Consider the following 16,005-nt stretch of genomic DNA (forward strand, 5'->3'; position numbering starts at 1 on the left):
CCAGCCGCCCTCAGAGCAGGTAGGATGTACGCCTATTTTACGGGTGGCATGGTTAATGAAATTCAAGGATCTTCGGGATTTCGTGCAGCAACTTGAGCAGCGCGGAGAGTTGAAACGTATCCAGATGCCGATTTCTCCGGTACTGGAAATGACTGAGATTTGCGACCGCACCTTACGCAACAAGGGCCCGGCGCTGCTGTTCGAAAACCCGACCGGCTTTGATATCCCGGTGCTGGGCAACCTGTTCGGTACGCCCGAGCGCGTAGCCTTCGGCATGGGTGCCGAGTCGGTCAGCGAGCTGCGCGAGATCGGCAAGTTGCTGGCGTTTCTCAAGGAGCCCGAGCCGCCCAAGGGCTTGAAGGACGCCTGGTCGAAGCTGCCGATCTTCCGCAAGATCATTGCCATGGCGCCCAAGGTGGTCAAGGACGCGGTGTGCCAGGAAGTGGTCATCGAAGGCGATGATGTCGATTTGGCCATGCTCCCGGTCCAGACGTGCTGGCCGGGCGATGTCGGCCCGCTGATCACGTGGGGCCTGACTGTCACCAAAGGCCCGAACAAGGATCGCCAGAACCTCGGCATCTACCGTCAGCAAGTCATTGGCCGCAACAAGGTGATCATGCGTTGGCTGAGCCACCGTGGCGGCGCACTCGACTTCAGAGAGTGGTGTGAAAAACACCCGGGCAAGCCGTTCCCGGTGTCCGTGGCCCTGGGGGCCGACCCGGCGACCATTCTCGGCGCCGTGACACCTGTGCCCGATAGCTTGTCCGAATACGCCTTCGCCGGCCTGCTGCGCGGCAATCGCACCGAATTGGTCAAGTGCCGCGGTAACGACTTGCAGGTGCCCGCTACCGCCGAAATTATCCTTGAGGGCGTGATTCACCCGGGTGAGATGGCCGATGAAGGCCCTTACGGCGACCACACCGGCTATTACAACGAAGTCGACAGCTTCCCGGTGTTCACCGTCGAGCGCATTACCCATCGGGTCAAACCGATCTACCACAGTACCTACACGGGGCGTCCACCCGATGAGCCGGCGATTCTCGGAGTGGCGCTCAACGAAGTGTTCGTACCGATCCTGCAGAAGCAATTTCCGGAAATCACCGACTTCTACCTGCCGCCCGAGGGCTGTTCGTACCGCATGGCCATCGTGACCATGAAGAAGTCGTATCCGGGCCATGCCAAGCGCGTCATGTTGGGTGTGTGGTCGTTTTTGCGACAGTTCATGTACACCAAGTTCGTTATCGTGACCGACGACGACATCAATGCGCGGGACTGGAACGATGTGATCTGGGCCATCACCACGCGCATGGACCCCAAGCGCGATACCGTGATGATCGATAACACGCCGATCGACTACCTCGACTTTGCCTCGCCGGTATCGGGCCTGGGTTCGAAAATGGGCCTGGATGCCACCCACAAATGGCCGGGTGAAACCACTCGCGAGTGGGGCCGGGTGATCGTCAAGGATGAAGCCGTCACCGCGCGTGTCGATGCGATCTGGAAAGAATTGGGAATAGATTGATGCGTGTAACCCTGCAACCTTCCGGCGCTGTACTGGAGCTGGTCCCTGGCGAACGAATCCTCGAAGGTGCACGCCGCCTGGGGTACGAATGCCCCCAGGCCTGCCGCAATGGCGTGTGCCATGTGTGTGCGGCGTTGCTGGTGGAGGGCCGGGTAAGCCAAGCCGGTGAAGTGCGCGACCATGGCGAGTTCTATACCTGCATCGCCGAGCCGCTGGAAGACTGCATTGTGTTGTGGGATGGCGTACTCGCGCCAGGAGAGTTGCCGTTGCGCAAATTGTCATGCCAATTGATCGAGTGCGTGGAAGTCGGCGGCGATGTCTGGCGTGTGCGCCTGCGCGCCCCGGCCGGTAAGGCGGTGCGTTACCACGCCGGGCAATACTTGATGCTCGAACGTGAGAACGGCGAGAAGTCGGCGTTTTCCCTGGCTTCTGCACCCCATGCCGGGCGTGAGTTGGAGCTGCATGTGCTGGTGCGCGAGGACAGTGCGCGCAACCTTATCAAACAATTGCAGCGCAACCAGATGGCCCGTGTGGAACTGCCGTTCGGTGACACCCACCTGGCCGAGTTGCCGGACGGACCGCTGGTGCTGATGGCCGCCGGTACCGGTATGGCGCAGATGCACAGTCTGATCGAGCACTGCCGCGCTTCGGGCTTCAAGCACCCGGTGCACCTGTACTGGGGCGTACGGCGCCCGGAAGATTTCTACCAGATCGAGCACTGGGATCAGTGGCTGCAACTGCCCAATCTGTTCCTGCACAAAGTGGTCAGCGACCTCTGTGGCTGGGAAGGGCGCTGCGGTTTGCTGCACGAGGTGGTGTGCGAGGACATTGCCGATCTCAATAGCGTGCATGTCTACGCCAGTGGTTCGCCAGCAATGATCTACGGCACCCTGGATGCATTGGTCGATGCCGGTATGGATGCGCACCGGATGCGCGCTGACGTGTTTGCCTACGCCCCACGGCCCTGAAGTGTTGCGCTGAATAATGTGAGAGCTGGCTTGCCTGCGATAGCGGTGGGTCAGTGTCTCATTTGCCGACTGGCGCACCGCTATCGCAGGCAAGCCAGCTCCCACACGGGACAGTGTCGTGTCAGAAGCGTAAGCCAGTCGTCACCATCGCTGCATTGAACCCCAGCAACACCAGCTCCGCCGCGACCGGCCCGTAATGGGTTCCCACGGACGGAATGATCACTGGCGCTACGCCAAAACGATTCAACGGGATCTTGTCGCGATACTCGCCGCGATAGCCCTGGATCAACCCACCGGTCAACTTCGCATACACCGGGTAGTCGGCCATGTCATAGCGCTTGCCCGCATAGGCGTAGTACGAGCGTTGGCGGAACGAGTTGCGAAAGGTCACCCCGCCATACACCAGGCCCGACGCCTCATTGCGCTCCAGGCCGATCAGGTCCTGTTTGTTGTTGTGTTGCGGGTCGGGTGCAAAGTGCCGGGTGTAGACGCTTGTCTGGGCGTACCAGAAGCCTTTGTCGTCAGTCGCCGTTGGCGTTTCGCTAGCCAGTGCAGTGGTGGCCTGGGCAAGCAATAACAGGCCAGGCAATCGGAATTTTTTCATGGCGACCTCGGTAGTCGATTTGATGAACGGCTAAGTGGGTCGTTACAGGCGCGCCAGTTTGACGGCTTGGCACGCGCCCAGGCTGAACCGGGGCTGAAATTACCGGGATTAGACGCGTGGATCCTGACGAATGGGCGAGCGTGCTTATGCTTTTGCTTATTCTTTTAAGGTATTTATTCTGGATGATGAATATCTTTAAGCTATATCGCAACGGACTACCGACTTCACCGACCATAACCAGATACTGACCGCCACCGCCCGCCAGCCGGATCGATCGTACGAACTTCGCGCATTGCAGTTCTATTTTTGATTCAAAGGGGAGCGGTATGGGGAGCTACAGGAAACACGCGCTATACACGGCGATTTTGTCGGCCAATTTGCTGACCGTTGTGGGATTCAATCCAGTTCTGGCAGACGAAACTTCTGCGGTTGATGCACCTAAACTCGACACTGTGATCGTCACCGGCACCCGCGCCCAAGAGCGCACCGCCAGTGCATCGCTGTCGCCAATCGACGTAATCTCCGGTGAAACCCTGCGCAGTACTGGCTCCGATGAGCTGGGTGCCGTATTGGCGCGGCTGATACCGTCGATCAACTTCCCCCGGCCAAGCCTGGTGGACGGCGCCGAACTGGTGCGTCCGGCGCAGTTGCGCGGTTTGTCGCCGGACCAGGTGTTGGTACTGGTCAACGGCAAGCGTCGACATACCAGTGCCTTCGTCAACCTGGGCGGTGCGGTTGGGCGCGGTTCGGCCCCGGCAGACTTGAATGCTATCCCGCTGTCGGCGGTGGACCATATCGAGGTGCTGCGCGACGGCGCTTCTGCCCGTTACGGCTCCGATGCGATCGCCGGGGTGATCAACGTGATCCTCAAGCACGCCGACCATGGCGGCTCGGTGTCCAGCAAGTTTGGCGAGTACAAAAAGGGTGATGGCATCCAGCGTAATGTCAGTGGTAATACGGGCCTGGCATTGGGCGACAATGGCTTTATCAACCTGTCTGCCGAAGGCGCCGACAACGATTACACCAACCGCGCCGGTAACGACTACCGCCCCGGCAGTATTGGCTCCACCACCTACGGCCAGCGTGTGTTCCGCCAAGGTGAGCCGGCCACCAATGAAGGCAAATTCCAGTTCAACTCGGAATATTCCTTCAGTGATGCAGCCGAGTTCTACACCTTCGGTGGCTACAGCAAGCGCCGCGGTGAGACGGCGGCCTTCTACCGTGCGAGCAACGCATCCAACAACATCAAGGCGCTAAACCCCAACGGCTACCTGCCACTGATCAAAGGCAACCTGGAAGACACCTCGCTGGTGGTGGGCCTGCGCGGCCTGCTGGCCTACGACTGGCATTACGACTTGTCGGCCAACTACGGCAAGAATCAGTACGAACTGGGCACCGAAACCATCAACACCTCCCTGGGCCTGGCAACGCCGCGCAAGTTCAACAACGGCACCCTGAGCAACGATCAAAAGCAAGTCAGCCTGGACCTGTCCCGTGAGTTCGATGTGGGCTTTCTGCCGTATCCGGTCTCCGTAGCGTTCGGCGGTGAATACCTGCATCAGGGCTATGAAATCGAGGCGGGCGAGCCAGCGTCCTATTACCAGACCGGCAGTTCCGGCCTGGGAGGCTTCCGTGATGCCGACGCCGGCACCAGCACACGCCATAATTGGGCGCAGTACCTGGACCTGGAAACCAACTTCACCGAAAAACTCAGCGCCTCGGCCGCCGTGCGCCATGAGGATTACAGTGACTTTGGCTCCAACGTCAGCGGCTCGCTGTCGGCCCGCTACGACTTCACCCCCCAGGTGGCCTTGCGCGGCAGCATCTCCAACGGTTTCCGTGCGCCGTCCCTGGCCCAGCAGAATTTTGCCTACACCTCATCGCAGTTGATCGGCAGCACCATCCAGGAAGCCGGCACCTTCCCGGCCAACAGCCAGGTGGCGCGGCTGCTCGGTGCCGAAGACCTCAAGGCGGAAAAGTCGCGCAACTACAGCCTCGGCCTGGTGCTGGAGCCGGCCGATGACCTGACCGTCACGCTCGATGTGTACCGCATCGACATCCGCGACCGCATCAGCCTGTCCTCCAACCTCAATCTCAACCCGGCGACGGTTGCCTACCTGCAAGCCAACGGTGTCGGCAATATCAACTACACCACCGCCCGGTACTTCACCAACGCCACGGACACCAGCACCGATGGGGTCGACCTGGTGGCCAATTATCGCTACCAGTTCGATAACGGCATTCGCTGGAACAGTACCGTGGGCTACAACTACAACCACACCAAAGTCACCGACGTGAAAGCCAACCCCGCGATTCTCGATAGTCTGGGGGCCAATCTGGTGAGGGTGGACCGTCGCGAGCGTATCGGTTTGCTGGGCGATACCACGCCCCAGCACAAGCTGAGCCTGGGCAACGACTTCACCTTCGGTAATTGGGCGCTGCACACTAACCTGGTGCGCTATGGTGAGTTCACCAGTTATCAGGCGGACAAGGTCAACGACCAGACCTTCAAAGCCGCCTGGGTGCTGGACCTGTCGGCGGATTACAAGCTCAAGAACTGGACCTTTACCCTGGGCGGCGACAACGTCACCGATAAGTACCCGGAGAAGGTTAACGCCTTCGCCAGCAGCGGCGGCAATCTCGCCTACAGCACTTTTTCGCCGTACGGTTACAGCGGCGCGTTCTATTACGGTAAAGTCGCTTACAACTGGTAACACACAGGAGGCGCACCGCTTTTCGCCATGACCGCCATTGAAACCGATCTTTTGCAGTTGGCTTACCCTCCGCGGCTCGATCTTGGGCCGCAACTCACTCACGAACAATTAATGAGCTCGATGCAGGCCACTATGGCCCGGCACAAGGGTGGGCCAGTGTGGCTGTTTGCCTATGGTTCGCTGATCTGGCGCCCTGAATGTTCGTCGACCGAACGGGTGCGCGCACGGGTTCATGGTTATCACCGCGGCTTGTACCTGTGGTCCCACGAGCATCGGGGCACGCCGGAGTTGCCGGGGTTGGTGTTCGGCCTGGATCGCGGAGGTTCCTGCAGCGGGTTTGCCTACCGCTTGCCGGAGGACCAGTTGGAAGCCTCGCTATACGCCCTTTGGCAGCGCGAGATGCCTTACCCCTCGTACCGGCCGCACTGGCTCAGTTGCCGATTGGAAGATGGCAGCACCGTGCAGGCGTTGGGGTTTGTGTTGGAGCGGCACCTGCCTAGCTATGCCGGCAACTTGCCCGATATTGTGCTTAATCATGTGCTGCAAAGCGCTTGCGGGCGTTACGGCACGACTCGCGATTATGTCGAGCAGACCGTGAACGCCCTGCGTAGCCACGCCATGCCAGATAAAAACCTGGAGGCGCGGCTCAAGCGTTGTGCCAAAGATTGCTCTGGCGATTAACGCGCCGAGCTGACGCTGTTGGTGTGCCACAGCGTGGGGATCAGGAACGCGATCGCCAGTACACAGGCACCAATCAGCAGCACGAAACCACCGTCCCAGCCGAAATGGTCAACCGTGTAGCCCATGGCCGCACTGGCTGCTACCGAACCGCCCAGGTAACCGAACAAGCCGGTGAAACCCGCGGCAGTGCCGGCGGCTTTCTTCGGTGCCAGCTCCAGCGCCTGCAGGCCGATCAGCATGACCGGGCCGTAGATCAGGAAGCCGATCGAGAACAGCGCAATCATGTCGATCATCGGGTTGCCCGGCGGGTTGAGCCAGTAAACCAGGGTCGCCACGGTGACCAGCGCCATGAACACGATGCCGGTCAGGCCGCGATTGCCACGGAAGATTTTGTCCGACATCCAGCCGCACAACAACGTGCCTGGGATACCGGCCCACTCATAGAAGAAATACGCCCAGGACGACTTATCGACCGTGAAGTGCTTGGCTTCTTTCAAATAGGTCGGCGCCCAGTCCAGAACGCCGTAGCGCAGCAGATAGACAAACACGTTGGCGAAGGCGATGTACCAGAGCATTTTGTTGCGCAGCACGTACTTGACGAAGATTTCCTTGGCGCTGAATTCGTCTTCGTGGCTGGCGTCGTAGCCTTCCGGGTAATCGTTCTTGTACTTCTCGATAGGCGGCAAACCCACCGATTGCGGGGTGTCACGCATGGTGATGAAGGCAAACGCCGCGACCGCCAGGGCCACGGTGGCCGGCACGTAGAAGGCAGCATGCCAGTCGTTGAACCACGCCATGCCCAGCAGGAACAGCGGGCCGATCAAGCCACCGCCGACGTTATGCGCCACGTTCCACACGGACACCACGCCGCCGCGTTCTTTCTGCGACCACCAGTGCACCATTGTCCGCCCACTCGGCGGCCACCCCATGCCCTGGGCCCAGCCGTTGATGAACAGCAAAATGAACATCATGGTCACGCTGGACGTTGCCCAAGGTGCGAAACCGAAAATGAACATCACCCCCGCTGAAACCAGCAGGCCGAACGGCAGGAAGTAACGTGGGTTGGAGCGGTCGGACACCAGCCCCATGAGGAACTTGGATAAACCGTAGGCAATCGCAATCGCCGACATCGCCAGGCCCAGTTCACCACGGGTGTAACCCTCGTCGATCAAGTAGGGCATGGCCAGGGAGAAGTTTTTGCGCAGCAGATAGTAGCCGGCGTAACCGAAGAAAATACCAGCGAAGATCTGCCAGCGCAGCCGTCGGTAGGTACTGTCTATTTTTTCTTCAGGCAGAGGCGCCTGGTGTGCGGCAGGTCGAAAGAAAGCAAACATTCAAGAGCTCCAAATTTCTTGTTTTGACTGCGGATGCGAATGTTACAGTTTCGTTACCGAAAATAGCATCGCCTCTTATCTGCAAACACAGGAAACGAGAGCAATTGCATGTTCTTTTACGAACATGTCGTAAATAGATAAGTTGTGGTCGTAATCCGTTCTCTTGAACACCGAGGATCAAAATGTGGGAGGGGGCTTGCTCCCGATAGCGGTGGTTCAGTCACTCATGTACTCACTGACCGACTCCTATCGGGGGCAAGCCACCTCCCACAAGGACCGCATTTCAGATCAATCAGCGTGTCTGGACGACGACCTTACCCACTGCCTTGCGCTGCCCCAGGTCATTAATCGCCTGGGCAGCCTGCTCCAGCGGATACACCTGCGACACCAACGGCTTCAACTTGCCCTCGGCATACCACGTGAACAACTGCTGAAAATTCGCCGCGTTATCCTGCGGCTGGCGCTGGGCAAACGAGCCCCAGAACACCCCAACTACCGCCGCGCCCTTGAGCAATGCCAGGTTCACCGGCAATTCGGGAATGCGCCCGCTGGCAAACCCCACTACCAGCAGGCGGCCGTTCCAGGCGATGGCGCGGACGGCCTGGTCAAACAGGTCGCCGCCCACCGGGTCGTAGATCACATCCGCGCCATTGCCGTCGGTGAGGCGTTTGATCTCGTCCTTGAGGCTGGTTTCGCTGTAGTTGATCAACTCATCAGCCCCGGCCGCCTTGGCCACCGCGAGTTTGTCGGCGCTGCTGGCGGCGGCGATCACGCGTGCGCCCATGGCCTTGCCGATTTCCACCGCGGCCAGGCCCACACCGCCGGAGGCGCCTAGCACCAGCAGGGTCTCACCGGGTTGCAGGTTGGCGCGCTGTTTAAGCGCGTGCATCGAGGTGCCGTAGGTCATGCTGAAGGCAGCGGCGATGTTGAAGTCCATGCTCGGCGGAATCGGCAGCACGTTATAGCCAGGCACCGCGACCTGCTCGGCAAAGCTGCCCCAACCGGTCAACGCCATTACGCGGTCACCGACCTTCAAGTGGCTGACTTTCTCACCCACCTCGCTGACCACGCCTGCCGCTTCGCCACCGGGTGAGAATGGAAAGGGCGGCTTGAACTGGTACTTGCCCTCGATGATCAGGGTATCCGGGAAGTTCACCCCGGCCGCGTGCACGTCCAGCAGGATTTCGTTCTTCTTGATCGCAGGGCTGGCGATATCTTCCAGCACCAGGGTTTCGGCGGGGCCGAAGGCTTTGCACAGCACAGCTTTCATCGGACTATTCCTTTTGGCATCGTGGCCGATAAGTGTAGGAGGGTGCGCCCGTGGGTCAACGAGCATACCCGCGCCTGATAAGCCCCCATAAGCTTGTGCTCAGCCTTGCTAGCGTTATGCTACCGGGCAAACGAATTCGAGGAATGAACTGTGAAAGCGTGGATCCTGTTGATGCTGGCCCTGACGTTGCCGATGGCCGTCCAGGCCGAAGAAGCCAAGGAAGGCGAGGCGCCGAAAGTCAGCTATATCAGCCTGACGCCGCCATTCGTAGGCAACTATGGCCTGGATGGCACGGCGAAGCTCAAGGTTTACAAGGCCGATATCGCCCTTCGCGTGACCGGCACCGAAGCAGCTGCGGCGGTCAAAGCCAACGATCCGTTGATCCGCAACCAGCTGGTGGGGCTGTTTACCCAGCAGACCAGCGAGGCCATGAGTACGGTCGAAGGCAAGGAAAAGCTGCGTCAGGAAGCCCTGAAACAAACCCAGCAAGTGATGAATGACGAGACCGGCAAGCCGATGGTGGAAGATTTGCTCTTCAACAATCTGATCATCCAGTAAAGCCGGCGCTTAGCGCTATTCGCGAGGTCCTGCCAGGCGCCTCAGGAAGCCAGGCTCTTGCGAAACCGCGCCAACGCCACCGCAAAAAATACCAAGCCAATTCCCGTCAGGGCCAGCAAGTCTGGCCACACCACGCTCAACCCCGCGTCCCTGAATAGAATCGCGGCACTCAAGCTTACAAAATGCGTCGATGGCGAGCCCTGCATCACCCACTGCAACCATTCGGGCATGCTATCCAGCGGCGTACTGCCGCCAGAGAGCAACAGCATGGGAATGATCACCGGGATCGCCAGCAGGCCGAACTGCGGCGTCGAGCGGGCGAGAGTGGCGAGGAAGATCCCCAACGCAGTACTCGCAAATAAATACAGCGCCGTCACCAGCAGGAACAGGCCCAATGACCCGGCCAGCGGCACGCCGAGCAAGCCTTTGACCACCAGTTCCAGGGACAGCCACGTACACAACACCACCACCAGCATGTTGCTCCAGATTTTTGCCAGCATGATCTCCAGCGCGGTCAGGGGCAGCACCAGCAGATGGTCGAGGGTGCCGTGCTCGCGTTCGCGCAGCAGGGCGGTGCCGGTCAGCACGATGGCGAGGATGGTGATGTTGTTGACGATCTGGATCACCGCCAGGAACCAGCCACCTTCCAGGTTGGTATTGAACAACGCCCGAGTGGTCAGCAGGGCCGGAGCTTTGCCGGCAGCGTCGGCCTGGCCGCTGTAGGTCAGCAGTTCGCGTTGGAAAATCCGCCCGATGTAACCCGCGCCCATGAATGCCTGGCTCATCGCCGTGGCATCGATGTTCACCTGCACCCCCGGCTGGCGCCCCGCCAACAGGTCGGCCTGGAAATTCGCCGGTACATTGACGACGAAGGTGTATTGGCCGCTGTCCATGACCCTGTCCAGCTGGTCGTAGGCCAGTGGCGCCGGCGCCTGGAATTCCGGTGGTTGCAGGGCCTCGGCCATTTGCCGCGAGAGCGCGCTGTGATCTTCATCGACAAAGGCCACGCTGGCGTTGTGCACGCCAATCACTGAACCGGCAGCGGGCATGTAGATCGCCACGGTGAAGGCGTAGGCCAGAAACAGCAGCAACACGCTGTCGTGGCGCAGGCTGGTGAGTTCCTTGAGCCCCAGGCGCAGGATATGGGCGAGCTTGTGCATCAGGCCTCCTGCTTCTTGAGCATCACCAGGCTCAGCCCGGTAAAACCGACGAAAAATCCGAACAAGGCCAGGCATTGTGGCCACAACTGGCGCAGGTCCAGGGCCTTGGTGAAGGTGCCCACCGCAATATCCAGAAAGTGCCCGGCCGGAAACAGCATGCCCATCAGCGCCGCCGCACCTTCCAGGGACGAACGCGGCACGATCAGCCCGGAAAACTGGATGGTCGGCAGGCTGGTGATGATCATGGTGCCGAGGATCGCCGCGATCTGGGTGCGGGTGAACGCCGAGATCAGCAGGCCCATGCTCGTGGTCGCCAGCACGTACAACAGGCCACCGAAAGCCAGGGTCAGGCCGCTGCCTTTGAACGGTACACCGAACAACCAGCGGTTCATCGCCACCAACAGTGCCAGGTTGACCAGGCTGACGACCAGATAGGGCGCCTGTTTACCCAACAGGAACTCCAGGCGCGTCAGTGGTGTGGCATAGAAGTTGGTGATCGACCCCAGCTCCTTCTCGCGCACAATGCCGAGGGCGGTGAGCATGGCCGGAATGAACGCCAGGATCAGCGCCATCACGCCAGGGCCAATGGCATTCACGCTGACCACGTCCTGGTTGTAGCGAAAGCGTGTTTCAAGCTTGACGGCGGCCCGGTTGTTCAAGGGTAAGCTACTGAGTTCAGCCAGTTGCGCAAGGTTGCCCTGGTGCACGGCCTCCACGTAGTTGCGGCTGGTTTCAGCGCGAAACGGCATGCCGCCGTCGAGCCAGGCCGCGACGGTGGGCTGGCGGCCGGCGTATAGGTCACGGCCAAAGCCGGGTGGGATCTCCAGGGCCAGCTTGATTTCCGAACGTTGCAGGCGCCGGTGCAATTCGTTGGCGTCGCGAATGGGTGCTTGCTCGGCGAAATAGCGCGAACTGCGAAATGCCTCTAGATAGGCGCGGCTTTGCGGGGTCTGGTCCTGGTCGTAGACGGCGAAGGCGAGGTTTTCCACGTCCAGGGAAATCCCGTAGCCGAAGATCACCATCATGAACATCGCCCCGAGCAGGGCGAAGGCCATGCGTACCTTGTCGCGCAGCAGCTCCTTGCCTTCGCGGCTGGCCACGGCTAACCACCGCGCCAGGCTGAAGCCGTGTTTGCTCGCGGGCGGCGCGTGGGCATCGTTGACCGTTGCACGGGGCGCGCTGGATTCGGGTTCGCCCTGGGCCTGCTCCAGGCAGGTGACGAAAGCCGCCTCCAGGGTATCGCCGTGGAACTGCTGTTGCAGCGCCTCGGGCGTGTCGCAGGCCAACACCTTGCCGGCATGCATCAAGGAGATGCGGTCGCAGCGCTGGGCTTCGTTCATAAAGTGGGTGGACAGGAAGATGGTCACGCCTTGTTGGCGCGACAACTCGATCAGCAACCGCCAGAAATCATCCCGTGCCGCCGGGTCGACACCCGAGGTGGGCTCATCGAGGATCAGCACTTCCGGGCGATGCAGCACCGCAACCGCCAAGGACAAACGCTGGCGCAGGCCAAGGGGTAACTCGCCGGAGGGCTGTTCGGCCACTTCACCCAGGTCGAAACGTTGGATCAGTTCATCAATGCGCGGACCGCTGTCGGCCTTGGGCAAGTCGAACAGTTGCGCATGCAGCACCAGGTTCTGGCGCACGCTCAGTTCGCCATACAGCGAGAAGCTCTGCGACATGAAACCTACGCGCTTGCGGGTCGCCAGGTCCTTGGCGTCCACCGGCTTGCCCAGCAGGATTGCACTGCCCTCGGTGGCCGGCATCAGCCCGGTCAGCACTTTCATGGTGGTGGTCTTGCCGCAACCGTTGGAACCGAGGAAGCCGAAGATCTCGCCGCGGCCAATGGCAAAGCTGACGTTGTTCACCGCGGTGAAATCGCCAAAGCGCAGGGTCAGGTCGTGGGCTTGGATAGCGATATCGGCGTTGCCGCCTGTGCGCGGTGGAATTACCAGCGGCTGGCTGTCGTGAGCACTGTCGCCCTGGAAGTGGGTGAAGGCCTCATCCAGCTTGCCGCTGGGCGTTATCGCCGCCAGTTCGCGGCTCAGTCCATCGGCGATCAACCTGCCACGGTCGAGCATCAGGCAATGCTCGAATTGCTCGGCCTCTTCCATGTAGGCGGTGGCCACCAGCAGTGTCAGTTGCGGGCGCTCACTGCGTACGCTATCTACCAGCTCCCAGAAACGCCGGCGGGACAGCGGGTCGACGCCGGTGGTGGGCTCGTCGAGGATCAACAGGTCCGGATCATGGATCAGCGCGCAGCACAGGCCGAGCTTCTGTTTCATACCGCCGGAGAGCTTGCCTGCCGGGCGCTCGGCAAAGCGTGCGAGGTCGGTGGCGAGCAGCAGGTTGTGCATGCGCTGGTCGCAATCGGTTTTCGACAGGCCGAACAAGGTGGCGAAGAAACGGATGTTCTCGCTGATGGACAGCTCGGGGTACAGATTGCCGCCCAGGCCCTGGGGCATAAAGGCAATGCGCGCGTACAGGCTATTGCGGTGGCGACGGTCTTGGATGGAACCGCCGAGCACCTGCAACTGGCCCTCCTGCAGCTTTTTAACCCCGGCGATCAGACCCAGCAGGCTCGACTTGCCGGCGCCGTCCGGACCTATCAACCCGCAGCGGGTACCGGCTGGCAAGCTGAAGGCAACGTCGAGCAGTGCCTGTTGCTTGCCGTAGCGGTGGTTGATCCCCGTGGCGTGCAGCGCCAGGCCGCTCATTGCAGGTTGGCCGGCCAGTCGACATCGGCCGTGCGTACATAGCCCGCGCCGGGCATGCCCGGTTTGGCTTGTGGCACGGCGCTGGGCTGAGTCAGGCGCAATTTGACGCGGAACACCAGTTTTTGCCGCTCATCGCGGGTTTCGACTTCCTTGGGAGTGAACTGGGATTTGGCCGCGACAAAACTGATTTTGGCCGGCAGCGCTTGCTGGGGCAGGGCGTCGAGCAGGATGCGTGCTTCACTGCCGACGGTCAGGCGGCCGGTGACGGAGGCGGGCAGGTAGAGATTCATGTACTGGTCATTGGGGTCAATCAGCAGCAACACGCGCCCACCCGCGCCGAGCACTTCGCCCGGCTCGGCCAGGCGCAATTGGATGATGCCGTCGATGGGCGCACGCAGGCTGCTGTCGTCGATTTCGCTGGTGAGTTGGGCCACCTGGGCCTGGGCTGCGCCGATGGCGGCCTTCACCGCGTTGACCTGGGCTTGGGCGGCGATCACTGCCGCGTTACCGGTGTTCTGGCGCGCCTGCTGCTGGTCGATCAATTGGCTGCTGGCGAAGCCGCGCCGGTACAGCTCTTGGGTGCGCTTGAGTTCCTGGCTGGCCAGCAGTTGCTCGCTTTGGCGCAACTGCACGTTGGCTTCAGCAGAGGCGAAGTTTTCCCTGGCGCGTAACACCTCTGCTTCGGCCTGGGCGCGCTGGGCTTGCAGGGTGCGGGTGTCCATGCGTGCCAGCAACTGGCCCTTGAGCACTTTGTCGCCTTCATCCACGTGCACTTCGGCCAGGCGCCCGGGGATCTTGGCGGCGATTTGCACTTCGGTGGACTCCAGGCGCCCATTGCCCATGCTCAAGCCCTCGGGCAGGCGGTCCTGGGTCGAACGCCAGTAGCCAAAGGCCCCCGCCCCCAGCAAGAGGACGATCAGGGCGATGGCGAACAGACGGGACGTATGGTGGTTCGTAGACATGGCTGCATCCTGCGGCGTTAGCGTCCAGTGTGATGGGTTTGGCCCGTGAGGGTCTTGATATCGGTCAGTTAAAGCAGCTGAAGGATGGCCGTCCATTGTTCAGGCGTGACCGCCATGACCGAAAGCCGGCTACCTTTCTGCACCAGCGGCATTTCGGCAAGAGCGGTTTGCTGCTTTAGATAGCCCAGGCCCAGCACCTTGGGGAAGGTGTTGACGTGGCCCACGGTGATGGCACTCCACGGATTTTTCTCCGCACTGGCCTTGGCGTCGAAATAATGGCTGTCCGGTTCCAGCGCTGTAGGATCCGGGTAGGCGGCCTCGACGATTTTGCCGATGCCGGCAATCCCTGGCTCCGGACAGCTGGAGTGATAGAAGAAAAACTCATCGCCCACCGCCATGGCGCGCAGAAAGTTGCGCGCCTGATAGTTGCGAACCCCATCCCAGCGCGCTTCGCCGAGCTTTTCCAGGTCCTCGATGGACAATTCGTCAGGCTCGGATTTCATCAGCCAGTAGGCCATTTTTGGGCTCCTGAAAAAGGCATTGGGCAAGTTGTCGGGCAATTGCATGACAAACCGACAGTCGGTTGGCGTCAAGGTTTGCGTGTTGGTTCACGTTACCGCAGAATGCGCGCTTTTAGGCTTGGCGCAGCTGCAACGGACTACTTTGGAACGTTGTTGTCATCGTGTACGAGGTGCCTGAAGGGGGGCAATCGATGCAACGTAAACCGGATTTACTATGGATTTTGGTTATTTTGTTTGGTCTGGGCGTTGTGACCACCGGGTATGCCCAGAGCTTGTGGTCGAACAAGGCCGACGCACCGGTTGAACTCTCGCCAGTGCAGCAACAATTCAAGCGTTAATAAGGCTTCAAGGCGTCGCTGGTTCCAGCGACGTTTGTGCAACATACCAGTGCTTATCGGTGACAGTGCCCGCCAGCGGCACGTCCCAACTTGCCTGCGCCAAGCGGTCTACCTGCTGACATTCATGGGCCAACCCCAGCAAGGTCGGCTTGCGCCAGCTTTTGCGCCTGGCCAGGTAGGCCAGGCTGCGGTCGTAGAATCCGCCACCCATGCCCAGGCGTCCGCCTTCGCTATCGAACCCCACCAGCGGCAACAGCACCAGGTCGAGCGCCCAGACTTTGCGCTGCTGGTGGACATTGACCCGCGGCTCAAGAATGCCAAAGCGGTTGGGCGACAACTTATCCCCAGGCCGCACGCGCTGGAACACCATCTTGGTGCGCGGCCAGGCACTCAGTACCGGCAGATAGGTGGCCTTGCCACGGCGCTGCGCCGCGCGCAGCAGCAGGCGCGGATCGATTTCGCCGTCCGTCGGCAGGTATAAGGAAATATGTTTGGCCCGGCGAAACAGCGGGTGCTGCGCCAGTTGCCGGTACAGGCCAAGGGCGGCCTGGCGCTGCTCGCTCGGCGTGAGGGCACGGCGGGCCTTGCGCAACATGCGTCGAAGTTGCGGACGGGACAGCGGCGCAGGTTCGGTCATGGCTTATCGGCTCATAAAA

General features: G+C 60.7%; 14 protein-coding genes. 6 read left to right on the forward strand and 8 right to left on the reverse strand.

The window, feature by feature from the left end:
* Positions 1-55 precede the first annotated feature (55 nt).
* On the forward strand, positions 56-1,522 hold the full coding sequence (gene ubiD, locus E4P01_RS04935) for a 4-hydroxy-3-polyprenylbenzoate decarboxylase (protein ID WP_003195329.1): 1,467 nt from the start codon (positions 56-58) through the stop codon (positions 1,520-1,522).
* Entirely contained in the window at positions 1,522-2,490 is a 969-nt protein-coding gene (locus E4P01_RS04940; RefSeq protein WP_078822604.1) for a CDP-6-deoxy-delta-3,4-glucoseen reductase, read from the forward strand. Before ubiD ends, E4P01_RS04940 begins: the two co-directional genes overlap by 1 nt.
* Before the next feature lie 121 nt (positions 2,491-2,611).
* Here E4P01_RS04940 and E4P01_RS04945 read toward each other — a convergent pair whose 3' ends face one another.
* Entirely contained in the window at positions 2,612-3,094 is a 483-nt protein-coding gene (locus E4P01_RS04945; RefSeq protein ID WP_005792403.1) for a hypothetical protein, read from the reverse strand.
* 326 nt (positions 3,095-3,420) lie between these two features.
* Between E4P01_RS04945 and E4P01_RS04950 the strand changes: the two genes are divergently transcribed.
* Both E4P01_RS04950 and E4P01_RS04955 read left to right on the forward strand, forming a co-directional pair.
* Positions 3,421-5,808 carry a TonB-dependent receptor gene (locus E4P01_RS04950; protein WP_216090461.1) on the forward strand — a complete coding sequence of 796 codons (2,388 nt, stop codon included), beginning with the start codon at positions 3,421-3,423 and terminating at the stop codon, positions 5,806-5,808.
* A gap of 27 nt (positions 5,809-5,835) precedes the next feature.
* Positions 5,836-6,489 (forward strand): gamma-glutamylcyclotransferase, encoded by a 654-nt coding sequence (locus E4P01_RS04955; RefSeq protein ID WP_015886454.1) that lies wholly within the window; start codon positions 5,836-5,838, stop codon positions 6,487-6,489.
* On the opposite strand, the gene glpT is transcribed toward E4P01_RS04955, so the two are convergent.
* Both glpT and E4P01_RS04965 read right to left on the reverse strand, forming a co-directional pair.
* Entirely contained in the window at positions 6,486-7,823 is a 1,338-nt protein-coding gene (glpT, locus tag E4P01_RS04960) for a glycerol-3-phosphate transporter (RefSeq protein WP_032878817.1), read from the reverse strand. The genes E4P01_RS04955 and glpT overlap by 4 nt on opposite strands.
* A gap of 292 nt (positions 7,824-8,115) precedes the next feature.
* The gene (locus tag E4P01_RS04965) at positions 8,116-9,093 is read right to left on the reverse strand and encodes an NADPH:quinone oxidoreductase family protein (RefSeq protein ID WP_216090460.1); all 978 of its coding nucleotides are present in this window, start codon (positions 9,091-9,093) and stop codon (positions 8,116-8,118) included.
* Positions 9,094-9,243: 150 nt separating this feature from the next.
* Here E4P01_RS04965 and E4P01_RS04970 point away from each other — a divergent pair, with 150 nt between their 5' ends.
* On the forward strand, positions 9,244-9,651 hold the full coding sequence (locus E4P01_RS04970; RefSeq protein ID WP_216090459.1) for a flagellar basal body-associated protein FliL: 408 nt from the start codon (positions 9,244-9,246) through the stop codon (positions 9,649-9,651).
* A 41-nt stretch (positions 9,652-9,692) separates the two neighbouring features.
* On the opposite strand, the gene E4P01_RS04975 is transcribed toward E4P01_RS04970, so the two are convergent.
* The 4 genes from E4P01_RS04975 to E4P01_RS04990 all read right to left on the reverse strand — a co-directional run bounded on the left by E4P01_RS04975 (position 9,693) and on the right by E4P01_RS04990 (position 15,008).
* Complete coding sequence (locus E4P01_RS04975; protein ID WP_216090458.1) at positions 9,693-10,811, reverse strand: ABC transporter permease; 1,119 nt, start codon at positions 10,809-10,811, stop codon at positions 9,693-9,695.
* Entirely contained in the window at positions 10,811-13,528 is a 2,718-nt protein-coding gene (gene rbbA, locus E4P01_RS04980) for a ribosome-associated ATPase/putative transporter RbbA (RefSeq protein ID WP_216090457.1), read from the reverse strand. The genes E4P01_RS04975 and rbbA overlap by 1 nt, the downstream gene beginning before the upstream one ends.
* Positions 13,525-14,490 (reverse strand): biotin/lipoyl-binding protein, encoded by a 966-nt coding sequence (locus E4P01_RS04985; protein ID WP_032878823.1) that lies wholly within the window; start codon positions 14,488-14,490, stop codon positions 13,525-13,527. The genes rbbA and E4P01_RS04985 overlap by 4 nt, the downstream gene beginning before the upstream one ends.
* Before the next feature lie 68 nt (positions 14,491-14,558).
* Entirely contained in the window at positions 14,559-15,008 is a 450-nt protein-coding gene (locus tag E4P01_RS04990) for an EVE domain-containing protein (protein ID WP_032878824.1), read from the reverse strand.
* 194 nt (positions 15,009-15,202) lie between these two features.
* On the opposite strand from E4P01_RS04990, the gene E4P01_RS04995 reads away from it, so the two are divergent.
* Complete coding sequence (locus E4P01_RS04995; RefSeq protein ID WP_005792392.1) at positions 15,203-15,349, forward strand: hypothetical protein; 147 nt, start codon at positions 15,203-15,205, stop codon at positions 15,347-15,349.
* 7 nt (positions 15,350-15,356) lie between these two features.
* On the opposite strand, the gene E4P01_RS05000 is transcribed toward E4P01_RS04995, so the two are convergent.
* Entirely contained in the window at positions 15,357-15,986 is a 630-nt protein-coding gene (locus E4P01_RS05000; protein ID WP_032878825.1) for a 5-formyltetrahydrofolate cyclo-ligase, read from the reverse strand.
* Positions 15,987-16,005: the final 19 nt, after the last annotated feature.

It is taken from the genome of Pseudomonas sp. NCIMB 10586, assembly GCF_023127895.1.
Lineage (GTDB): Bacteria > Pseudomonadota > Gammaproteobacteria > Pseudomonadales > Pseudomonadaceae > Aquipseudomonas > Aquipseudomonas synxantha_A.